The organism is Bacillus sp. FJAT-27231, assembly GCF_001183975.1.
Classification (GTDB): domain Bacteria; phylum Bacillota; class Bacilli; order Bacillales; family Domibacillaceae; genus Pseudobacillus; species Pseudobacillus wudalianchiensis.
The window spans coordinates 1,236,395-1,259,406 of record NZ_LFZU01000001.1 but is presented as its reverse complement, the minus strand read 5'-3'; the positions used below and the strand labels follow the sequence as shown (position 1 = coordinate 1,259,406).

General features: G+C 43.2%; 22 protein-coding genes. 1 reads left to right on the top strand and 21 read right to left on the bottom strand.

Annotated elements, in window-relative coordinates:
- Positions 1–3 precede the first annotated feature (3 nt).
- The 16 genes from rpsP to AC623_RS05895 all read right to left on the bottom strand — a co-directional run bounded on the left by rpsP (position 4) and on the right by AC623_RS05895 (position 17,910).
- On the bottom strand, positions 4–276 hold the full coding sequence (gene rpsP / locus AC623_RS05975) for a 30S ribosomal protein S16 (protein ID WP_041099936.1): 273 nt from the start codon (positions 274–276) through the stop codon (positions 4–6).
- Between the two features lie 244 nt (positions 277–520).
- Positions 521–1,870: a signal recognition particle protein gene (ffh, locus tag AC623_RS05965; protein ID WP_049661476.1), complete on the bottom strand. Its 1,350-nt coding sequence runs from the start codon at positions 1,868–1,870 to the stop codon at positions 521–523.
- An 11-nt stretch (positions 1,871–1,881) separates the two neighbouring features.
- Positions 1,882–2,196, bottom strand: a complete 315-nt coding sequence (locus tag AC623_RS05960) for a putative DNA-binding protein (protein ID WP_049661474.1) — start codon at positions 2,194–2,196, stop codon at positions 1,882–1,884.
- 381 nt (positions 2,197–2,577) lie between these two features.
- The gene (ftsY, locus tag AC623_RS05955) at positions 2,578–3,588 is read right to left on the bottom strand and encodes a signal recognition particle-docking protein FtsY (RefSeq protein ID WP_049661473.1); all 1,011 of its coding nucleotides are present in this window, start codon (positions 3,586–3,588) and stop codon (positions 2,578–2,580) included.
- A 98-nt stretch (positions 3,589–3,686) separates the two neighbouring features.
- On the bottom strand, positions 3,687–7,250 hold the full coding sequence (gene smc, locus AC623_RS05950) for a chromosome segregation protein SMC (RefSeq protein WP_049661471.1): 3,564 nt from the start codon (positions 7,248–7,250) through the stop codon (positions 3,687–3,689).
- A gap of 18 nt (positions 7,251–7,268) precedes the next feature.
- Positions 7,269–8,009 carry a ribonuclease III gene (gene rnc / locus AC623_RS05945; protein ID WP_049661469.1) on the bottom strand — a complete coding sequence of 247 codons (741 nt, stop codon included), beginning with the start codon at positions 8,007–8,009 and terminating at the stop codon, positions 7,269–7,271.
- Between the two features lie 118 nt (positions 8,010–8,127).
- Complete coding sequence (acpP, locus tag AC623_RS05940) at positions 8,128–8,361, bottom strand: acyl carrier protein (protein WP_049661467.1); 234 nt, start codon at positions 8,359–8,361, stop codon at positions 8,128–8,130.
- Positions 8,362–8,583: 222 nt separating this feature from the next.
- The gene (gene fabG / locus AC623_RS05935; protein ID WP_049661464.1) at positions 8,584–9,327 is read right to left on the bottom strand and encodes a 3-oxoacyl-[acyl-carrier-protein] reductase; all 744 of its coding nucleotides are present in this window, start codon (positions 9,325–9,327) and stop codon (positions 8,584–8,586) included.
- Positions 9,324–10,271, bottom strand: coding sequence for an ACP S-malonyltransferase (gene fabD / locus AC623_RS05930; protein ID WP_049661463.1), 948 nt, complete (start codon positions 10,269–10,271; stop codon positions 9,324–9,326). The genes fabG and fabD overlap by 4 nt, the downstream gene beginning before the upstream one ends.
- A gap of 13 nt (positions 10,272–10,284) precedes the next feature.
- Entirely contained in the window at positions 10,285–11,286 is a 1,002-nt protein-coding gene (gene plsX, locus AC623_RS05925; protein ID WP_049661460.1) for a phosphate acyltransferase PlsX, read from the bottom strand.
- Entirely contained in the window at positions 11,283–11,867 is a 585-nt protein-coding gene (gene fapR / locus AC623_RS05920; protein ID WP_049661459.1) for a transcription factor FapR, read from the bottom strand. Before fapR ends, plsX begins: the two co-directional genes overlap by 4 nt.
- A gap of 179 nt (positions 11,868–12,046) precedes the next feature.
- A complete protein-coding gene (recG, locus tag AC623_RS05915) occupies positions 12,047–14,122 on the bottom strand; it encodes an ATP-dependent DNA helicase RecG (RefSeq protein ID WP_156186999.1) in 2,076 nt (691 codons plus the stop codon).
- Positions 14,094–14,981 carry an L-serine ammonia-lyase, iron-sulfur-dependent, subunit alpha gene (gene sdaAA, locus AC623_RS05910; protein WP_049661457.1) on the bottom strand — a complete coding sequence of 296 codons (888 nt, stop codon included), beginning with the start codon at positions 14,979–14,981 and terminating at the stop codon, positions 14,094–14,096. The genes recG and sdaAA overlap by 29 nt, the downstream gene beginning before the upstream one ends.
- 38 nt (positions 14,982–15,019) lie before the next feature.
- Entirely contained in the window at positions 15,020–15,682 is a 663-nt protein-coding gene (sdaAB, locus tag AC623_RS05905; protein ID WP_049661455.1) for an L-serine ammonia-lyase, iron-sulfur-dependent subunit beta, read from the bottom strand.
- Positions 15,683–15,853: 171 nt separating this feature from the next.
- A complete protein-coding gene (locus tag AC623_RS05900) occupies positions 15,854–17,527 on the bottom strand; it encodes a DAK2 domain-containing protein (protein ID WP_049661453.1) in 1,674 nt (557 codons plus the stop codon).
- Between the two features lie 20 nt (positions 17,528–17,547).
- On the bottom strand, positions 17,548–17,910 hold the full coding sequence (locus AC623_RS05895) for an Asp23/Gls24 family envelope stress response protein (RefSeq protein WP_049661452.1): 363 nt from the start codon (positions 17,908–17,910) through the stop codon (positions 17,548–17,550).
- A 250-nt stretch (positions 17,911–18,160) separates the two neighbouring features.
- Here AC623_RS05895 and rpmB point away from each other — a divergent pair, with 250 nt between their 5' ends.
- On the top strand, positions 18,161–18,349 hold the full coding sequence (rpmB, locus tag AC623_RS05890) for a 50S ribosomal protein L28 (RefSeq protein ID WP_041099906.1): 189 nt from the start codon (positions 18,161–18,163) through the stop codon (positions 18,347–18,349).
- Between the two features lie 237 nt (positions 18,350–18,586).
- Here the strand turns inward: rpmB and spoVM are convergent, their stop codons facing one another.
- The 5 genes from spoVM to pknB form a co-directional block, all read right to left on the bottom strand.
- Positions 18,587–18,664, bottom strand: coding sequence for a stage V sporulation protein SpoVM (gene spoVM, locus AC623_RS20930; protein ID WP_099098601.1), 78 nt, complete (start codon positions 18,662–18,664; stop codon positions 18,587–18,589).
- Positions 18,665–18,692: 28 nt separating this feature from the next.
- The gene (locus tag AC623_RS05885; RefSeq protein ID WP_049661449.1) at positions 18,693–19,346 is read right to left on the bottom strand and encodes a thiamine diphosphokinase; all 654 of its coding nucleotides are present in this window, start codon (positions 19,344–19,346) and stop codon (positions 18,693–18,695) included.
- Positions 19,347–19,421: 75 nt separating this feature from the next.
- Positions 19,422–20,078 carry a ribulose-phosphate 3-epimerase gene (rpe, locus tag AC623_RS05880; protein WP_049666308.1) on the bottom strand — a complete coding sequence of 219 codons (657 nt, stop codon included), beginning with the start codon at positions 20,076–20,078 and terminating at the stop codon, positions 19,422–19,424.
- A 1-nt stretch (position 20,079) separates the two neighbouring features.
- A complete protein-coding gene (gene rsgA, locus AC623_RS05875; RefSeq protein WP_049661447.1) occupies positions 20,080–20,961 on the bottom strand; it encodes a ribosome small subunit-dependent GTPase A in 882 nt (293 codons plus the stop codon).
- Positions 20,962–21,014: 53 nt separating this feature from the next.
- Positions 21,015–23,012 (bottom strand): Stk1 family PASTA domain-containing Ser/Thr kinase, encoded by a 1,998-nt coding sequence (pknB, locus tag AC623_RS05870; protein WP_049661446.1) that lies wholly within the window; start codon positions 23,010–23,012, stop codon positions 21,015–21,017.

Genomic DNA, 23,012 nt, shown 5'->3' with positions numbered 1-23,012 from the left:
CTCTTATTTACTAACTTTAGCATTGTGGAATTTTTCCATAATGCCTTGTTTAGAGAAAAGGTTGCGCACTGTGTCAGAAGGTTTTGCACCGTTTTGAAGCCATTTTAATGCTAGCTCTTCATCGATTTTCACTTCTGCTGGTTGAGAAATTGGATTGTATGTTCCAACTGTTTCGATTTGACGTCCATCACGTGGAGAACGAGAATCTGCTACTACAATACGATAGAATGGAGCTCTTTTAGAACCCATGCGTTTTAAACGAATTTTTACTGCCATTTTTAAAGCACCTCCGAATAGTTTTACACAAGATAAAATAATAACAAATAATCAGGTTGTTTGTAAAGGTTTTTTTCTTTACATTTTATTTTGTTGCGATGAAAAAGCGGAATTTGCTTTTCTTTGTCCAGCTGCAGCGGCCAGCCCGTACGGCAGTTTCGGTCTCTCTGCCGGAGTCTGAGGAACGACTCCTTGTCGAGCCCTCCAACCTCCTATCGGGCTGATCAGGCCGCTTCCGCTTTTCTTACATAAATGGGAATTTGAACGGCATTCCTTTTTTCTTGCCTTTTTGCTGAATGCCGGACATTTGCTTCATCATCTTCTTCATTTCTTCAAATTGCTTCAAAAGACGGTTCACTTCCTGGATGGACGTTCCGCTTCCCCTAGCAATCCGTTTTTTACGGCCGGAACTAATAATTTCCGGATGTTGTTTTTCCTCGCTTGTCATCGATTGAATAATCGCTTCAATATGAGAAATTTGCTTTTCATCTACTTGGACATTACTTAACCCTTTAATTTTATTAGCCCCGGGAAGCATTTTAATAATTTCATCTAATGGGCCCATGGAGCGAACTTGACCAAGCTGTTCAAGGAAATCATCAAACGTGAAGGACATCGTCCGCATTTTTTGCTCTAACTCTTTTGCCTTTTCTTCGTCGACGTTTGTTTGTGCTTTTTCAATGAGCGTCAGTACGTCACCCATGCCCAGGATCCGAGAAGCCATTCTCTCCGGATGGAAAGGCTCAAGAGCGTCTAACTTTTCGCCCATCCCAGCAAACTTAATGGGCTTTTCAGTTACCGCACGAATAGATAAAGCAGCTCCTCCGCGCGTATCACCATCAAGCTTCGTTAAAATAACACCCGTTACTCCAAGCTGTTCATTAAAGCTTTGAGCAACATTGACAGCATCCTGCCCCGTCATAGCATCCACTACGAGGAAGATTTCATCTGGATTGGTCAATTCCTTGATATCTTTTAACTCACCCATTAAGTTTTCATCTACATGAAGACGACCAGCTGTATCAATTAGCACGTAATCGTGATGATCCTCTTTTGCTTTTTCAATCGCTTGTTTAGCAATCTCTACCGGACTCACTTGGTCTCCTAAAGAAAAAACAGGCATATTTAGTTGCTTGCCGAGCGTTTCCAACTGCTTAATAGCTGCCGGACGGTAAATATCCGCCGCTACGAGCAGCGGCTTGCGATTATATCGCTTCCGCAGCAAATTAGCCAGCTTGCCGGTAGTCGTTGTCTTACCAGCCCCCTGCAAACCGACCATCATAATCACTGTTGGCGGGCGCTTTGCTACGGCGATTTGGCTCTGCTCACCGCCCATCAAATCTGTTAATTCTTCTTTCACGACTTTGATAACCTGCTGGCCAGGTGTTAAGCTTTTCATCACTTCCTGACCGACAGAGCGCTCGCTGACTTTTTTAACGAAGCTTTTAACGACCTTGAAGTTAACATCGGCTTCAAGAAGTGCAAGACGCACTTCTCTCATCATGTCTTTAACGTCCGCCTCTGTGACTTTTCCTTTGCCGCGGATCTTTTGCATCGTATTCTGCAGTCGGTCGGCTAATCCTTCAAATGCCATTGTGCCGCCTCCTAATCTAATTTCTCAAGCGATTCAATAATGGACAGACCCTCATCCGAAACAAATGACTTTAACTGCTTCAGTAAGCGGCTGCGCTCTTGAAATTTTTTGAATAGCAATAACTTGCTTTCATACTCTTCAAGCATTGCTTCTGTGCGTTTAATATTATCGTAAACCGCCTGACGGCTTACTTCATACTCCTCCGCGATTTCACCAAGAGAGAAATCATCCAGGTAATAAAGGGACATATAACTGCGCTGCTTATCTGTTAACAAAGAATGATAAAAATCATACAAAAAATTCATTCTTGTTGTTTTCTCAAGCATAGACAGCCCCCCTTGTTAAGTTAAAAACCTTTACATAAAAACAGTCTACTCATTTTAAACAGTAATGTCAAGAAAATATCTTTACGGCCAAGAAAAGCGGAAGGCGCTTGCTCAGCGACGCATGGATTGGACGGCTCCGTATGAGATAAAGGAAACACGAAGAGCGAGAGCGATTCGATGTTGACTTATCGCAAGAAGGAGCCGGAAGTCCACCAGTCGCTAAGCGCCTGCAGCTAGACAACAAGAAAAGCGGAAGGCGCTTGCTCAGCAATTTCACATATGGCCAGTAAACCCGCTTTTTAGATCAGTAAAATGACAAGTTTGGCGAGTAAGAAAAGCGAGCAGCATTTACTGACATTCAGGCAAGCCCATTCTTCCTAATTATTCCTCGTCTTCTTCTCCATCTTCCTCTTTTTCTTCAAAGGCTGATGAAAATAAGCCATATACATATTTCTCAGCATCAAATTGTTGGAGATCATCCATCTTCTCACCTAAACCAACGAATTTCACCGGAATTTCAAGCTCTTTACGAATTGCGAGGACGATTCCTCCTTTGGCTGTTCCGTCAAGCTTTGTTAACACAATCCCACTTACATCTGTTGCTTCTTTAAACGTTTTTGCTTGCACCATGGCATTTTGCCCAGTCGTCGCATCGAGAACGATCAATACTTCATGTGGCGCCCCTGGAACTTCCCGTTCAATGACTCGTTTCACTTTTTCTAGTTCCTTCATTAAATTCACTTTGTTTTGAAGCCGTCCAGCTGTGTCACATAGCAAGATATCTGCATTCCGTGATTTAGCCGCCCGAACAGCATCGTACATAACAGCCGCCGGGTCCGATCCTTCTCCTTGCTTAATGACCTCGACGCCTGTGCGTTCTCCCCAAACCTCAAGCTGCTCAATCGCCCCGGCACGAAATGTATCTCCAGCAGCCAACAAGACATTCTTGCCTTCTGACTTAAACTTATGAGCCAGCTTACCGATTGTTGTTGTTTTCCCTACACCGTTGACGCCCACAAAGAGGATGACTGTCAGTCCATCTTCCTGTATATTTAATTCATTTGGCGTTTCTTCGCCATTTTGGTAAACCTCCACTAGCTTTTCAGTAATTATATCACGCACTTCTGCTGGATCTTTCGTGTTGCGCCGTTTTACTTCATATTTCAACTGATCAATCAATTCCATAACGGTATCGAATCCAACGTCAGCACCGATGAGAATTTCTTCTAACTCCTCAAAGAAGTCTTCATCAATTTTACGGTAACGCGCTACGAGGTCATTTACCTTATTGGAAAAATTGTCACGTGTTTTTGTCAGGCCTGTTTTAAACTTCTCTGTCGCCTGGTCTGTCGAAGTCGTTAATTTCTCTTTTAATTTTTTAAAAAAGCTCATCTGTTTTCCTCCTATACTAACTATGGTTAAGTAAATAGATGACAAGCCAAATAGTGTAAAGGTTCGCCTATTCGCTATTTGGCTTATAAATGCCGCGATTAAACAGGAGTTTCCTCTTTTTTGTCCATTGTAACGGAGACCAGCCTTGATACTCCTGATTCTTGCATTGTAATTCCATAAAGAGCATCTGCTTCTTCCATTGTGCCTTTTCGATGCGTGATGACAATAAATTGAGTATCTTGACTAAATTGTTTTAAATAGCGGCTGAACCTAAAGACATTCGCCTCATCTAAGGCCGCTTCCACTTCATCAAGCACACAGAAAGGAACAGGTCGTACTTTTAGAATGGCAAATAAGAGGGCTATAGCCGTCAATGCGCGCTCCCCGCCCGACAACAAACTGAGGCTTTGCAGCTTTTTCCCAGGCGGCTGTGCTACGATTTCTACTCCAGTGTTCAGTAGATTGTCAGGATCGGTCAATCGTAATTCAGCTTTACCGCCCCCAAATAATGATTGAAAAACAGGAAGAAAATGCGTGCTGACTGATTGGAAGGTTTCCTTGAATCTCTTCGTCATTTCTTCATCCATTTCCTCTATTACCTGCGATAGCGTATCTTTTGCTTCTTGTAAGTCAGCCCGCTGCTCTTCAAGAAATGTATACCGCTCAGACACACGATCATACTCTTCAATCGCACCGAGGTTAACGTTGCCTAGTTCTTTAATTGACAGCTTAATTAAATGAAGTTTTTTACGTACCTCTTCAATCGGGAAAGGCAATGGATATTTTTCTTTTGCTGCTTCATACGTCATCGCGTACTCTTTACTTAATTGGCCTAAGCGGTTGTCGAGTTCTACATCTAGGCGGTTGATTTTTACTTCTTCATCTTGGATCGCTTCACTCATGGCTTTGTGAAGTCTTCTCGCTTCTTTAAGCTCTTTCTCCTCATTTTCTAGCTGGCCTAGCTTATCCATTCGTTCATTTCTGCGCATTGTAATCAGCTTCGTAATTTCTTCTTTATCCTGCCGCTTTTTCCGTGTTGCCTCATCAAGCTCTTCTTCTCCTTGTCCGCTTTCTGACATTTCTGTTTGCAGCCAGTTTAAATCTTCATTCCACTGCTTATATTTTTGCTCAGAGGCCGTGAGCTCAGCAACGACTTGTTCAAGACGTTCTGTTCTGGAGGCCAGCTGTTCATTTTTCACTGCCAGTTTAGAATTCAACTCACTTATAGACTGAACAATGGTTTCTTTCAAGGTGCTTTCATGTGTCTTTTGCTCTGTTAATTTCTTAATCTTGGCATCCAGCGTTTCAATTTCTTTCTGACTGGCAGTTAATTGATTTTCAGCCTTTTCTAAGAGCTGTTTCAGCCTCTCGCTCTCCGCTTCAAATTCTTGTTTCTCCGCATCATAAATAGATAGACGGCTGTTAATCGTTTGATAAGCGAATTGCCATTCAAGCTGTTCATTCTTTCGCTCCTGCTCTCTTTCTCTGATCGATTCTGTTTCATTTCTCATCTGCTTAAGAAGGACTTCTTTGGAGAGGATATCTTCTTTTAATTTTTTTACTTCACGTTCGGCCGCTGCTGTTTTGGATTCCATAGAAGAGAGCTTCGCTTTTAATGTTTCAAGCTCATTTTTGCGGCTAATTAATGAATTCCCTTGTTGCTTTAAAGCGCCCCCCGTCATCGAACCGCCTGGATTCACAATATCACCCTCAAGCGTGACAATGCGATACCGATAGTTCATAAGCTTAGCCAGTTCATTGGCCCCTTCCAGGTGAGCCGCGATGACGGTGTGACCAAGCAGACTGGTCACCGCTGGACGGTATTGATCCGGAAAGCGAATAAGATCGGCCGCTACGCCGATGAAGCGATCATCATTTTCAAGCTGTGTGAAAAGGGAAGCCGGAAACGTTTTTTCTTTTATCGAAGTTAACGGCAGGAATGTTGCCCGTCCAAATCGATGCTTTTTTAAGTAACCAATAGCTTCTCGAGCTGCCCGTTCATCAGTCGTAATAATATGCTGCATACTGCTTCCAAGTGCTATTTCGATAGCCGTCTCATATTCTCTCGGTACGTCGATGATTTCGGCGATGGCCCCTTCAATTCCCGAGAGGTGTCGGTCTCGCACTTTCAATATTTCCTTAACCCCCTGGAAAAATCCTGAATAATCTTCTTCCAAGGATTCCAGCATATCTTTGCGGGATTTAGCTTCTTGAAGAATTTGATAAGCTCGATAAAGGTTAGATTCTTGCTTTTCATATTTCGCCTTCATCGTTTCGAGCAGACGCTGTTCCCCGTGTAAAGCATCCAAATGGGCTGCTATACGCTCCTGCTCCGAAACTAACGCTTCTTCTATCGCTGATTTCTTCGCTGCTATTTCTTCTCTTTCAGCAAGATATCTTTTATTTTCAGCATCCAGCCGCTCTTTTCTCCGCACTAATTGTTCTAACTGCTGCTTTACGTGTTGCCGTTCATTTTTGGCTGAAGCTTGTGCATTTAAGTTTTCAATGTACTCTGATTTTAAGGACTCGATTTCCTCTTCCAGATTTTGCGAGAGCTGTTTCTTTTCCTCCTGTTTTTCCGACAGCTGTTGTTTTAATTCAGCCGCTTCCTTCTTGTCTTCTTCGGACATTTTCTTTAATTCATCTGCCTGTTTGGTAAGCTGCTTGATTTTCTCTTTTACTTCTGCCAAGTTGTCCGCAAGCTGTCCTTCATTTTGGATGGCATTCTTTCTCCGTTCCTGCAGTACTTGCTTACGGCCTTCAAGCTTTTCTAATTCTTCACTGGCCGCTAACAGCACAGCCTGTAAATCGTTAACAGACTCATCAAGAGCCGTAATTTGCGCTCGCAGCTCTTCTGCTTTCGCTTCTCTCTTTTGCAGATTTGAAAAAAGAGCGGATTCCTCTTTCATATGTTCTGTATGACTTGACTTTAACGTTTCCCACTGGGCATGCAGTTCATCAATTTCATACACAATCGCTGCGATATCATAGCCTGTCATTTCTTCTTTCTTATCCAGATAATCTCTTGCGATAGAAGCCTGGATACGTAAAGGTTCGATTTGGCCTTCTAGTTCGTGAAGGATATCCTGGACGCGTAAAAGATTTTCTTGGGTTTCATCTAATTTCTTTTCTGCTTTCTTTTTTCGAGTTTTATATTTTAATACGCCGGCTGCCTCTTCAAAGATCGCTCGACGCTCTTCTGGCTTACTATTTAATATTTCTTCTACTTTCCCTTGTCCAATAATGGAAAAGGCTTCTTTACCGAGACCCGAGTCCATAAACAAATCAACAATGTCTTTTAAACGGCAGGCTCTTTTGTTAATAAAATACTCACTGTCCCCTGACCGGTAGACCCTTCTCGTTACGTTGACTTCATTGTATTCAATCGGAAGCGTTTGTGCTTCATTGTTTAATGTTAGCGTGACTTCAGCAAAATTAAGCGGCTTACGGCTGTCGCTGCCAGCAAAAATAACATCTTCCATCTTGCCGCCACGCAAGCTCTTAGCTGACTGCTCCCCAAGCACCCAGCGTATGCCGTCAGTAATGTTACTCTTACCTGAACCATTTGGTCCGACTACAGCGGTTACCCCATCGACAAATTCAATAGAAACGCGCTCAGCAAATGATTTAAAGCCGGCGATTTCCAATTTCTTCAGGAACATGTTTCTTTCCCCTGCCTTCTACTCTGTCTGTTGTTTCAAAGCTGTCAACGCCATTTGAGCGGCTAATTGCTCGGCTTCTTTTTTTGATTTCCCTTGTCCACTTCCAAGTACTTCTCCATTTAATGAAACTTGCGAGACAAACTCTTTGCTATGGGCCGGACCCTTTTCTTGCAAAATTTTATATTCAATCAAGCCTTTTGTCTCTCGCTGTACAAGTTCTTGCAGCTGGCTCTTGTAATCCATCATATGAGAAAAAGCACCGGAATCAATTCTTGGAAAAACCATTTTTTCTAGGAAAAGGAGAACGGCATCCATTCCTTGATCTAAAAACAAAGCACCCATAAATGCTTCAAACACATCTGCCAGGAGAGCAGGTCTCATGCGTCCTCCGGTCATTTCTTCTCCTTTTCCAAGAAGAACGTATTTCCCAAAATTCAACTCATTCGCAAACGTAACGAGCGATGGTTCACAAACAACGGCAGCTCGTAGTTTCGTTAAGTCTCCTTCTGACATTAGTGGGTATTTTTTGAATAAATAGTGGGAAACGGTCAATTCAAGGACAGCGTCCCCTAAAAATTCAAGTCGTTCGTTATCTTCATATGGTTTTTTCCGATGCTCATTCACATAGGATGAATGAGTAAAAGCATGTTTTAATAAATTCTCATCATGAAAATGAATTCCTAAGTTTTCCTGTAACTGCTGAAATTGCTGTTCTCTTTTCGTTAAAGGCCTTTTAGAGTCTCTATGTGGTTTCTTCATTGGATTTCCTCCGGTAATTAAACTAATTTACATCCACCCACAGTGTAGTCGAAATTGAAAAAAATCGCAAAAGAATACAAGCTCCGTTTCAAGAACGGAGCTTGTATTCTTCGAACGATTAATTTTTGCTGTTTATGTAATTCACAGCGTCGCCCACTGTTGCAATTTTTTCTGCATCATCGTCAGAGATTTCCATGTCGAACTCATCTTCTAATTCCATTACTAGTTCAACTACGTCTAAAGAATCTGCTCCAAGGTCTTCCTTGAAAGAAGCTTCAAGATTTACTTGGGATTCTTCTACTCCAAGACGATCTACGATAATTTTCGTTACACGCTCTAATACATCTGCCACACTCATTCACCTCCCCTCAAGTCATTATAGACGATTTTCGGTAAAGATAAAATAAATTTTCTATTCTGTAAAAGTAAGAGTGTAGATGGTGCCTCCTAGTGATACGTCAACATTGAATCGCTTGCGCTGATTTCGCTCTCTCTGTCAGAGTTTGAAAAAGCAACTCCTTGTCGAGAGCTCCAATCCGCTATCACGCAGGACGAGCGCCTTCCGCTTTTCTTGTTACATCACCATGCCGCCGTCGATGTGGATGGTCTGGCCAGTAATGTATTTAGAGTCTTCGGAGGCAAGGAAAAGAGCTGCTTTGGCGATATCTGCCGGTTCACCAAATTGTCCGAGCGGTATTTGGCTGAGCATGGCTTCTTTTGCTTCTTCTGGCAAGGCATCTGTCATATCGGTTGTAATAAACCCTGGGGCTAAAGCATTGACTGTAATGCCACGTGAAGCGAGCTCTTTCGCTGTGCTCTTTGTTAAACCAATCACACCCGCTTTAGCTGCCACATAGTTAGCTTGGCCTGGATTGCCGCTTACTCCAACGATCGAAGCGATGTTGATGATTCGGCCGCTCCGCTGTTTCATCATCGGCCGTGTAACGGCCTTCGTACAAAGGAATACGCCTTTTAAATTTGTGTCAATGACGTCTTCCCATTCCTGTTCCTTCATACGCATTAACAAATTATCGCGTGTAATACCAGCATTGTTGACAAGGATATCAATTTTGCCGAATGCTTCTGTCGTTTGTTTTACCATTTCTGCTACGGATTCACTGTTAGAAACATCACATTGTATCGCTAACGCTTTACGGCCCAGTGCTTTGATTTCTTCCACGACTTCGTTTGCTTTTGCTTCACTTCCAGAATAGTTCACTGCCACGTCCGCTCCGGCACGGGCAAGTTCTAGAGCAATTTCACGGCCAATGCCGCGGGATGCCCCTGTTACTAAAGCGGCTTTTCCTTCAAGTTTCATTGTGCTGCCTCCTTTAACGCTTTCACTGTTTCTTGGATAGACTCTCCATCTTGAACGGAGTAAGTCGTTACTTTCCGATTTACTTTTTTAACTAAGCCTGATAAGACCTTCCCTGGGCCAATTTCAATAAACGTATCGACTCCGGCTTCGATTAGCGCTTCTACACTGTCTTCCCAAAGAACTGGAGAATATAGTTGTTGAAGTAATTTTTCTCGAATTTCCTCAGCCTCTACAACAGCTTTTGCGTCAACGTTCGCAATAAGCGGTGTGTCACAATTTTTTATTTCCACTTCCGCGAGCACTTTTTCAAGCTGTTTTGTCGCCGGTTTCATGAGCGAGGAGTGAAAAGGACCACTTACATTCAACGGAAGCACCCGTTTTGCCCCTTTTTCTTTAGCAAGTTCCCCAGCTCGCGCTACTCCATTCTTTGTTCCTGAAATAACGATTTGCCCTGGGCAGTTTAAGTTGGCAAGACCTACTGTATCGCCGGATGCTGTTATTTCATCGGTTACTTCTTGTAAAAGGCTTCGCTCCATGCCGAGTACAGCAGCCATCGTTCCCTCACCCGCAGGTACAGCCTGTTCCATGAATTGTCCACGTTTATGAACAACATAGACAGCATCTTCAAATGCCAATGCCTTAGCAGCAGTGAGTGCTGTATATTCACCTAAACTATGACCAGCTACAAAATCAGGTTGGATGCCCTCTTTCTCAAAGATTCTTAATGCTGCAATGCTTGCTGCTAAAATAGCCGGTTGAGCATTCATCGTTAAAGTTAATTTTTCTTCCGGCCCATTAAACATAAGCTCGCTTAATGAAAAACCTAATTTACGATCCGCTGTTTGGAATAATTCCTGAATTTCCTCATGCTCATCTGCAAGAGCTTTTCCCATTCCGACTGCTTGAGATCCTTGTCCAGGAAAGACAAACGCTATTTTCCCCATCTTCTTTTCCTCCTTACTGATCTGTTGATGACATTAGACTCGCTGCCTCCGCAATTTTAGACGGGACATTCGCTTCTGCCATCGTATACGCCTGCTTTAATGCATTGTAAAAAGCATTGGCGTTTGATGAACCGTGCGCTTTAATAACAGGGGCTTTCAGGCCAAATAACCCAGCGCCTCCGTATTCCGTATAATCCATTTTATCTTTCAAACTATAAAGCTCATTTTTAAGCAGACCAGCGCCTAACTTTGCTTTTAAAGACGATGTAAGAGCCGACTTTAACATGGAAAACACAGATAAAGCCGTCCCTTCAATGGTTTTTAATACCATATTCCCTGTAAAACCGTCCGTTACGACTACGTCAGCCACTCCATTTAATAAGTCACGGGATTCCACGTTGCCAACAAAGTGGATTCCTTCTTGCTTGCTAAGCAGCTGGAAGGCTTCCTTCGTTAAATCGTTTCCTTTTTTCTCTTCTGTGCCAATATTCAATAGGCCAACACGGGGATTCGTTATGCCTCTCACCTTTTCCGCGTAGATCGAACCCATCATGGCATATTGAAGCAAATGTTCCGGCTTAGCATCCACGTTGGCTCCGAGATCTAACATGACAAACCCCTTACCATCAATAGTCGGCAGTGTAGGAGCAAGAGCCGGACGCTGAATTCCCTCAATGCGGCCAACAACAAACAAACCAGCCGCCATCAAAGCACCGGTGTTTCCAGCCGATACACAAGCAGCTGCCTCTCCATCAGCGACAGCTTGTGCCATCATGACCATAGAGGCACTTTTTTTGCGACGCACAGCTCTTACTGGTTCGTCCGTTCCAAGAATGACTTCATCTGTATGTATAACTTGCGCCCGACTGTTTGGCGTCAATAACGGTGTAATTTTCTCTTTATCCCCATAAATAAGCACTTCTAGACTAGGCAGTTCCGCCAACGCCTTATTTGTGCCTAAAATAATTTCTTTAGGTGCATGATCGCCGCCCATTGCATCTATTGCTATTTTCATTGTCCTTCATCCTCTGTTTGTGTATTAGAGCGATACATCGTAAATTCTCCGCGGAAAACAAGCTCCTGTCCGACATAACTGTTTACTTCAACAATCGTCCGTTCATTCGCTGCTTTAACATCAAGTACTTTTGCCTTTGCTACAACCCGCTCCCCTTCACGGACTGATCTTTTAAAACGGATATTGGCCTTGGCAGTTAAAGCTAGCTCGTCATTGATAACAGCAACAGCCAGAGAGTTAGCCTGCGCAAATAAATGATGGCCGCGGGCAATCCCATTTCTAACAAATACATGCTCTCTTTTTACATCAAATATAGAGATCGCACTTTTGTCCAGTTCAATATCAATTACATCGCCGATCACTTCCTCAATTGGCAGCGAGCGAACTTCATTCGTCAGTTTTTTTTCGGCTACATGCTTAATTCTCTCACGCAGTTCCGGAATGGACAGCTCCATCCTATCTAATCGGATCGTCTGCACGCTTACTTGGAAATGTTCGGCTAATTCTTCATCCGTGATAAACGGGTTATGTGCAATCGTTTCTTGAAGTTGAAGTTGTCTCTCTTTCTTTGTTCGTTTCATTGTCTCACACCATCCGATATTAGGACTAGGTACTAATAGTAGTATAAAAGCAAAAAAAAAAGAATGCAAGGAAAAACTTGCATTCTTCGGACTCCTGACGAGAAAGGAATAACCATGAAGCTCATGAGCACCACAGGCAGGCGAGCAACGAAAAACGAACAATTATCAACAGCTTGACTTTAATCTAACTTTTCACCTGAAAGGGCGCCAGACTCCTCTAAATGCCGGCGCAGTGCTGCATACTGCTCATCGTTCCAAAACGCCTCTGATTCAATGAGCTGTTTCGCGTCTTCCCTTGCGACTTCAAGTGCCCGGTAATCATGTACCATATCAGCTACTTTAAATTCTGGCAGACCGCTTTGCTTTTTGCCGAAAAAGTCTCCCGGCCCTCTTAATTCCAGGTCTTTCTCGCTCAAGACGAAGCCGTCATTGGTCTCCGTCATGATTTTCATACGCTCCTGGCCAATCTCTGTTTTGGGATTAGCGAGTAAAATACAGTAGGACTGCTCGCTTCCCCGTCCGACACGGCCACGCAGCTGATGAAGCTGAGAAAGGCCGAAACGTTCTGCGTCATAAATAACCATCATCGTGGCATTTGGGACGTTCACACCGACCTCCACAACGGTGGTCGACACTAAAACCTCTACTTCCTGCTCTGTAAAAGCTTTCATGACCGTTTCTTTTTCTTCTGCTGGAAGCCGGCCATGCATTAACCCTACACGATAGCGGCCATGGAAGTATTGAACGAGTTGAGCATGAACGTCTAGGGCATTCTGCAAGTCAAGCTTTTCCGATTCCTCAATTAATGGACAAATAACGTAAGCTTGCCGGCCCTTTACTAATTCCTTTTCCATAAAACCGAGAACACGGTCCAGCATTTCTTCTTTTGCCCAGTACGTCTCGATTTCTTTTCTTCCAGCTGGCATTTCATCGATGATGGAAACATCCATTTCTCCGAATACGGTAATGGCTAATGTACGCGGAATAGGCGTTGCCGTCATGAAGAGAACATCTGGACTCTCTCCTTTTTCGCGGAGAATCCGCCGCTGGTTCACACCGAATCGATGCTGTTCATCGGTAATAACGAGACCAAGCCGATGAAAGCCTACATCTTCCTGAATGAGCGCATGCGTACCCACTAAAATGTTGATCTCACCAGACTCCAAGCGTGCGAGCAGTTCTTTTCGCCGTTTGCCTTTAACCGAACTCGTGAGAAGAGCGACCTTTACATCCATTGGCTCAAATAACTGAAGCAGTGATTCAGCATGCTGCTCAGCAAGAATTTCAGTCGGCACCATTAATGCCCCTTGAAAGCCTGCCGTCACGCTCGCATAAAGACAGACAGCAGCTACTGCTGTCTTCCCGCTTCCCACATCGCCCTGAAGAAGCCTGTTCATCCGATAAGGCGATCTCATATCAGCGCAAATATCATTCACTACCCTCTTTTGAGCATTTGTCATCGTAAAGGGCAATGAGCTGATAAATTGTTTAAGCTTCCGAACATCATAGGCTTGGGAAATCCCTGCCGAGTGCTCCCTCTCAAACTTACGCAATGCCTGCATCTTTAATTGAAAATAAAGAAATTCTTCGAAAACAAAACGTCGCCTTGCCTGTTTCATTTCCTTTTCGGATGCCGGAAAGTGAAGGGAGCGAAGTGCATCTCGGCGGCTCATCAACTTATACTCATGGATCGTTTTCTGTGGAAGCGTTTCTTCTATATGTTCACTGTACTCCGCCAAAGCAAGCCCGACATATTTGCGGAACATTTTTTGCGAAAGTGCGCCCCTTAACGAATAAACAGCTTCGAAGTCACCCTGTCGGCTGTGCGGGCCAGCTGCAAATTGCTGGGCCGTAATCGTCTGTCTATGCTTATCCCATTTTCCCGTGATCGTGACCGTATCATTAATAGCGATCTTACTTTTTAAATAAGGCTGGTTAAAAAAAATAACATTCACTAAATAGCGTCCGACGAGCAGTTTAAATGTTAAACGAGATTTTTTCTTTGAATAAAACATAATTGAGGGCTGGCTATGAACTTTCCCTTCCACAGTTACCCGCTCTTCATGCTCAACATCAGCCAGGTCTCTAAGCCGGTAGTCTTCATAGCGAGAAGGAAAAAACTCCATTAAGTCCTTAATTGTTTCAACGCTAAGTTCATTTAATGTTAAGGCCGTTTCCTTACCGATCCCTTTTAATACCTCTACTGGCTGCAAGAGCAGAGATGGATTAATCGCGGGATTGGAGTGGTGTGCCATAAATTTTCGCCTCCAATTTTCGCCCGGTAGGTGTGGCAGCCAAGCCGCCGCCGGCTGTCTCCCGTAAGGCAGAAGGCATCGTTTGACCGATCTTATACATCGCATCAATTACTTCATCACAAGGAATCCGGCTTGTCACACCGGCAAGCGCCATGTCTGCAGCTACCATTGCATTAGCAGCCCCCATGGCATTTCTCTTTACACAAGGAACTTCTACGAGACCGGCTACAGGGTCACAAACTAACCCAAGCATATTTTTTAACGTAATGGCCATCGCTTCCGCACACTGCGCTGGTGTACCGCCAGCCATTTCCGTAATAGCTGCCGCTGCCATTCCGGAAGCAGAGCCTACCTCAGCTTGACATCCGCCAGCTGCTCCGGAAATAGAAGCGTTGTTCGCCACGATGTACCCAAATGCCCCGGCTGTAAACAAAAAGTGAATTTTTTCTTCACGGGAAGGCTTTAGCTTCTCCTGTACCGCAAACAATGTCCCGGGAACAACCCCTGCACTGCCAGCAGTCGGCGTTGCACAGATCGTGCCCATCGCGGCATTCACTTCGTTTGTCGCTACCGCTTTACTAACCGCGTCAAGCAGCAGCGGGCCTGATAGTGTATTTCCCTTTTGGATGTATTGCTGCAGCAACACGGCGTCTCCTCCCGTTAATCCAGAGAGAGAATGAACTCCCTTTAAGCCGCGTTCTACTGCCTGCTCCATCACATCTAAGTTTTTCCCCATTAATTCTATAATTTCTTCATAAGATTTTCCTGTTACCTCTTGCTCTTGTTCAATCATAATATCAGAAATCTTCTTTTGTTGGTCTTCAGCTAATTTTACAAGTTCAGCTGCATTTTTAAACAAACTAACCACTCCTCTTCTTAGCTGGATTTATAGGCTGATTAGTCAGCTACTCTCACTACTTGAGTAATATGAGGCAAACGCCGGATCTCATCTAGAACTTCATCATCAATCATTTGATCCACTTCAATGGTCATCAAAGCCATTTCTCCGATTCCTTTTCGAGAAACCTGCATGTGGCCAATGTTGATATTGTGCTTTGCCAATTCATTGGAAACCGTTGCAATGGCCCCTGACCGATCTTCATGAACAACAAGAATAGCAGGATGATGACCTGTAAGTTTTAATTCGAATCCGTTTAACTCTGTAATTTCGATTTTTCCGCCCCCAATCGAAATTCCCACGAGTTCCATTTCTGACTGGTCATCGCCAATCCGAACTTTTGCGGTATTCGGATGAACCGGGACACTTTTCTCTTTCACAAACTGTATATCGATTCCGTGCTCTTTCGCTATATTGAGCGCATCTTTAATGCGTTCATCAAATGTATCAAAATCAAGAAGCCCTCCAACAATCGCTACATCTGTTGCATGCCCTTTAAATGTTTCCGCAAATGAGCCATAAAAAGAAATAACCGCCCATTGCGGTTCTCTGCCAAATAAACTTCTAGCCACTCTGCCAATTCTGGCCGCTCCTGCTGTATGAGAGCTTGAAGGTCCGATCATAATCGGTCCAATAATATCAAATACACTTTTATATTTCACTACGCCGCCCCCTTTGATTTTATTTATACTTAAGACAGCTTCCATCCTTGATTGATGCCTATTTAAAAACAAGCTGATAAGCCGCAATAGAAAAAACTTACCCTCTCTATTTTACTATGATTACACTAAAAATGCACATAAAGAAGAAGGAAGGGAAGCCCTTCCTTCACGTTATTCTACTGCAAAGATGAAAGAATAAAGAGGCTGTTTGCCGTTGTGGACTTCTACTTCCACTTCCTCAAACTGTTCCTCAATAAAACTAGTTACCTCTTCTACTTCTTGTTCAGAAGCATCTTCTCCATAAATGATCGTAACGATTTCAGATTCATCATCTATCATCGTACGGATGAGCTCCTTTGCTGCGGTCACTTTATTTTTGTCCGTTAACAAGATTTTCCCATCGGCAATTCCCATAAAATCATCTTTGGCAATTTCAATGCCGTCAATATTCGTATCACGAACGGCAAAAGTGATTTGCCCCGTCTTGACGTGGGCAAGAGCAGCTGTCATAGCTGCTTTGTTTTCTTCAAGGCTCGCTTCAGGATTATAGGCAAGCAGAGCCGACATTCCCTGAGGAACCGTTTTCGAAGGAACAACCACTGCCTCCATATTGACTACTTCAGCCGCCTGTTCTGCTGCCATAATAATGTTTTTGTTATTCGGTAAAAGAATAACCTTGTTTGCGTGGACCTGTTCAATGGCCTTTACGATATCTTCTGTGCTTGGATTCATCGTTTGACCGCCTTCTATTACGGCAGAAGCGCCGATGCTTTCGAACAATTGGGCGATTCCCTCTCCCATACAGACGGTAACAACTCCCATTTCCTGCTTTTCTTTTTGCACGGCGGCAACGGGCTCTTTAGCCGGAGTGCCAACAATGTCACTATGCTGCTGACGCATGTTTTCAATCTTCATGTTGATCAAACTTCCGTAGCGCTGGCCGTATGTCAATACGTTCCCCGGTTGTTCAGAATGGATGTGCACCTTGGCGATTTCGTCATCGGCGATAACAAGCAGGGAATCTCCATACTCGCTCAAATCCGCCCGGAATTTCTCTTCAGAAAATGGATTCCTTTTAATTTTGTCTTCTTCAAAACGAACCATAAATTCTGTACAATAACCAAATTCAATAGCGGATGTATCCATAAAGCTTTGAATGCTTTTGTGGTGTGCAGCGCTGACAAGCTCATCCATATTTGGTGTGATACCTGCCGTTTCAGGAAGCTTTTCTCCTTTTAACTCGGCCAGAAAACCTTCATATACGAGCAACAATCCTTGTCCGCCGCTGTCTACGACCCCGACCTCTTTCAGTACAGGTAAATAATCCGGTGTCCGTTCTAATGAAGCTCTTGCTTCCTTTACAAGTTCTTCTACAATCACAACGATATCTGCCTGTTTTTTAGCAACGGAAACAGCTTTCTTGGCAGCATCTTTCGCAACGGTTAAAATCGTTCCTTCTACCGGTTTCATAACCGCCTTGTAAGCCGTTTCAACACCGGCCTCAAAAGCTTGCGCTAACTCCTTACCTGTTACTTCCTGCTTTTGTTCTACTGCTTTAGAGAAGCCGCGGAACAATTGGGACAAAATAACACCTGAGTTTCCGCGCGCTCCCATAAGCAGCCCTTTAGACAAGGCTGCTGCTGTTTTGCCAAAATGAGCGCTTATATTTTGTTGAACTTCCTTTGCACCAGAAGTCATCGATAAGTTCATATTTGTTCCCGTATCCCCATCAGGAACAGGAAACACGTTCAGCGCATCGACCATATCGGCATGAGCTGATAAATGAGCGGCTCCTGCTTGAACCATGTCAGCAAACCGCTTTCCTTCTAATGAAGTAATTGACACGAATCTTTCCTCCTCACACTCTATGGATTCGTTACTCGAACCCCTTGCACAAAAATGTTCACTGCATCAACAGACAGACCAACCGTTTGATCAAGCGTGTATTTTACTTTTGACTGCACGTTATTGGCTACCTCTGATATTTTTGTTCCATAACTAACGATGATGTACATATCAATAAATACTTGGTCCTCTTCCTGGCGTACAACGACACCGCGGGCAAAGTTTTCCCGTCGCAGGATTTCAGTGATTCCGTCTTTTATTTGTTTCTTAGATGCCATTCCTACAATTCCATAGCAATCAATAGCTGCTCCACCGGCAATCATAGCAATTACGTCGTTTGAAATATCAATTTGTCCGTATTTTGTTCTAAGCTCAATGGCCACTTGGACCCCCCCTTAAAATTGGTTGTAAGCTATAGACATTTTACTATAGTTGCCCCTGTTTTAAAAGAAACACTTACCCGCACTATATCATTTCAAAAGAAGCAGAAGGATGTCAAGGTTTTTTTCTTGAAAGACTTTGCAAGAACAGTTGCAATTAAAAAAGTTGTATGGTAAATTATTAAAGTATCTTTCAGAATATCATGAAGTATTGAAACCATCTTTTCAGCTTCAATGGTGAGGAGTGAATAATATGCCAAAAAAATGTGTTGTAACAGGCCGTAAAGCTCGTTCCGGCAACACTCGTTCCCACGCTATGAACGCAAATAAGCGTACTTGGGGGGCCAACTTGCAAAAAGTTCGCATCTTAGTAGATGGCAAACCTAAACGTGTTTGGGTTTCTGCAAGAGCGTTAAAATCCGGAAAAGTAGAGCGCGTATAATAATTTTCCAATAGAAAAAACCGACTGATAAACAGTCGGTTTTTTCTATTGGAAAGCTATAAAGTAACCGCATGATGGATAGGTCGGTGCTAGCATGGATTTGCATCCTGATCTAGCGTTTAGCCCCTTGAAGCCCATTACCTGTCCCCAATAGAGCCAAAAAGCGGATTCCTTCCAGAAAAACAGCAGGCATTTGCCCTTTTGTTTCTTTCATCTATCTTCTGGTATGGCCTGCCTTCACTTTTTTAGTGTTCCAAGCATTGCCCGGACAAGCCCGCCAAGAAACTTAGGCAGTTTAATAGTATAAAATTTCATGATTGCCACCCCTCCAATTTAAAGCTGCTCAATCATCGGAACTTCTTACCATTATTAATATGCCATCTGTGAAAGAAAAAGTACCACTTTCGCCTATCAATTCATTACTTACATATAAAGTCGAGCCTAATTGGACGGTATGATTAGTAAGCGGATATTTAAAGCCCTCCAACGTAAATTCTTTTACTTCTTTCGTTACAGGAAAAAAAGAAAAGTACTTATAGTCCGTGTCGTTCCCTACTCGTTTTTTAAGCGGCCCTTGGTAAATGGCTAGGCGATTTTGACGATCGACGATTTCCACTTCGGTATCATGAAAGGCTAGTTGATTGTTCGTCAGCAAGCTGACCGTACCAAAAAAATGATCCAGCCTCCCGCCTGTTGCCCCTAAAATAGTAAGGTGTTCTGGATTAAACGAAAGCGCCCATTGCAAGGCGAGCTCCAAGTCGGTTTCATCTTTTTCAGCCGGAAATGTATGAATAGATTCCACTTCTTTTTGAATAAGGTCCCACTCTTCTGCTGAAATAGAGTCAAAATCACCAAATGCGGTTTGTGGCTTAATCCCTCGATGGAGCAGGTATAATGTTCCCCGGTCAACCCCTACCCAATGGACATCTGTTTCCTCAATGCTCTTTAAATCAGGCAGCTCTCTTTCCGGTCCTCCAGCTACTAAAATCATTTTCAACCTCTTTCACCTCCCCTTATTAACATGATATAGAAATAAATGGAGCCGTACGAAACGACTCCATTCCCGTTATCTTTACATTGTGGTGGACAGCCGAATATCAGCGATTGCCTGTTTTCGATCTGCTTTGTTATAGACAGCTGATCCGGCTACTAATACATCTGCTCCCGCATCTGTACATAATTTGGCCGTTTCAGTGTTTACACCGCCGTCGATTTCAATTAAAACATCAAGCCCTTTCGCTGTGATCATCTGTTTTACCTCACGAATTTTTGGCACAACAGAATGGATGAAGGACTGGCCTCCAAATCCCGGATTAACCGTCATTAAAAGAACGAGATCAATATCTTCTATAATATATTCAAGCACAGATGCAGGGGTTGCTGGATTTAATACCACTCCTGGTTTTACCCCGAAGGAACGAATTAATTGAATGGTTCTATGCAAATGTGGGCAAGCCTCAGCATGTACTGTAATATAATCGGCTCCCGCTTTGGCAAATGCCTCAATGTAAAGATCAGGATTTTCAATCATTAAATGAACATCTAACGGAAGCTTTGTAATCGGACGGGCAGCTTCAACAATTAATGGACCAATCGTAATGTTAGGAACAAAATGTCCATCCATTACATCTACATGAATCCAATCAGCGCCTCCCATTTCTACTTCTTTAATTTCTTCCCCCAGCTTAGCAAAATTAGCTGATAAGATTGATGGGGCAATTTTCACCATATTAATACCTCGGCTTTCTTTCTTTAATTTCATCCATAAACTGCAAATAATGCTCATACCGGTAGGAAGGAATTTCTCCGTTATCCACAGCTTCTTTCACTGCACATTTTGGTTCGTTAACATGCAGGCAGCCCCTAAATTTACAGGAGTGACTTCTTTCCACCATTTCAGGAAAATACTGAGGAAGGTCTTCCCCTTCAATTTCTGTTAATTCCAGCGAACTGAAGCCAGGTGTATCAGCGACCAGCCCATCTTCCACGTTAATTAATTCCACATGCCGCGTTGTATGTTTCCCTCGCCCAAGAGAATTTGAAATATCGTTCGTCTTCAACTCTAGTTCAGGTTTAAGAGCATTTAATAAGGAGGATTTTCCAACACCGGATTGTCCAGCAAATACCGATGTTTTCCCCTGCAGCTGCTCTCTTAGTTCATCAAGATTAGCAAGATTTTCTGAAGAAGTAAGAAGCACCTCATAGCCAAATGAGCGATAATCATCAGCATAATTTTTAATAAGGGCTTCTTCTTCTTCATTTAACAGGTCGATTTTTGTAATGCAAATAAGCGGTTCTATATGTTTTGATTCAATTAGGACGAGAAAACGATCGAGCAAAGCTGTACTAAAATCCGGCCTAGCAGCAGAAAAAACAAGAATTGCCTGATCTACATTGGCAATTGGCGGCCTGACGAGTTCATTTTTCCTTTCTTCAATGGCTAAAATATACCCTTCTAGATCGTTTTCTACTTGAAATTCAACAAAGTCACCGACGAGCGGAGACACTTTCCGCTTCCGAAAAACGCCTCTGCCCCGGCATTGAAAAATCTGATCATTAGCTGCTACATAGTAAAACCCGCTCAGCGCTTTCACTATCTTTCCTTCAGGCATCCCATTCCTCCTATTAAAAGAATTATTTACGAACAACCCTTTTCAATTGTTTCTTATTCTTCACTATCAGCATCATCCGCCGCTTCTGCCTGTACATCCTCTGTTTCATCCGGATAAGGAATCGTTTCATCAATAATCACTCGTTGATCCCTAATCACTTTATAGCCCGCTTTACTATCCTTCGTTAAAACAAACTCTAACGTTTTCTTTAAATCTTCTTGAATGGTAAGCACTTCGAATGGCTCTGTCATACTGTGATTCATGTCTTCTATATAAATTTGGACTTCCTGAGGTTTTCCCTCTTCCTCTGGTTCATAAGGAATGGTAATTTCTTTCGTGACCGTCTTCGGAGGAATTTCTTTCTTCCCTTTAGAAATTGCCACCTGCACTGTATCCCCTTTATTCAGAGCCGTGCCACTGCTCGGCTTTTGAGACATGACCAAGCCTTTTGCTACGGAATCCGAATAATCTTCCCGTACAATGACAATGTTTAAGCCTGTAGATTCAGCGTAATCTTTTAAACTCTTTTCATTGTAATCCTTTAAATCAATCAAGGGGATCTTCTCGGGTCCTCCGCTCACTGTAAACGTAACCGTTGTTTCCTCAGGCACTACTTTATTCTCTGGTTCGGGATCCTGATCCAGGATAGTGCCAGCTTCACTCTCATCATGAGTGGTCTTTTGCTCTATACTTTTAAATCCGGCTTTTTCAAGTTCTTCTTTTGCTTCAGCAAATGACTTGCCTCGATAATCAGCAAAGGAAATAGTCTCTTTCCCAGAGCTCATATAGATGTTCACCGTATCGCCCTCTTGTATCGTTCGTCCGGCTGCCGGGGCGGTTTTAATGACTACTCCTTCAGGTACTTCATCGCTGAATCGTTTTTTTGTTTTTCCAACTTTAAACCCATCCGTAACAAGCTTCGATACCGCTTCATCCAACTGCTTGCCGCTCACATCAGGCACCTGTATTTCTTTCGGTCCCAATAAGGCAGGGACGAGAATAGCCGCTGCAACGGCCAGGGCAATAAGCAAGACAGAAACGAGTACAACAATCGGCCAACGTTTTCGCTTCTTCTTTTCTTTTACTTTCGCTTGCGGTTCATCCTTCGAGTCAGCCGGCCGAACAATCTTTGTATCGAGCCCTTCAGAAAGTTGACCGTCTGTAATCACCGGAATAGCTTTTGTTTTTTCGTCATCTTCTTGGATAGAAAACTTCTCCTCATCCGCTCTTTCTGGATCGAGGGCGGTTGATAAATCTTGTTCCATTTCTTCAAGACTTGCATATCGGTGAAAAGGATCTTTCGCTGTCGCCTTCAAGACGATGTTTTCCACACTTTGCGGAATAGCCGGATTCCATCTTTTCACGGATGGTGTTTCAGCCTGCAAATGTTTTAGCGCAACAGATACGGCAGATTCACCTGAAAATGGCAGCTGTCCCGTTAGTAACTCAAACATGACAATCCCTAAAGCGTAAATATCTGACTTCTTTGTCGCCATTCCTCCACGTGCTTGTTCTGGAGAAATATAATGAACAGATCCAAGAACAGCATTTGTTTGCGTAATAGAGGTAGCACTTAATGCCATAGCAATACCAAAGTCTGTGATTTTAACGTTTCCATCTCGATCCATTAATATATTGTGCGGTTTAATGTCCCGATGAATAATGGAGTTGTGATGGGCAAAAGCAATAGCTGAAGCAAGCTGTTTCATAATATCAATTGTTTTTTCTACTGGAATAGGGGAATACTGTTGAATATACTGTTTTAACGTCATTCCATCCACGTATTCCATGACAATATAATTGATGCCTTCTTCTTCCCCCACATCATAAATATTCACGATATGGGGGTGAACGAGACTCGTAGCAGACTGTGCTTCTCTCTGAAAGCGTCTTAAAAATTCTTCTTCATTTACAAAGTCGAGACGCAACACCTTAAGAGCGACTTCTCTTTCTAAAATCATATCTTGCGCCAAATATACATTGGCCATTCCGCCGCCGCCAATCATTTTAATGATTTTATAACGGCCGCCCAGTCGCTTTCCAATTAACAT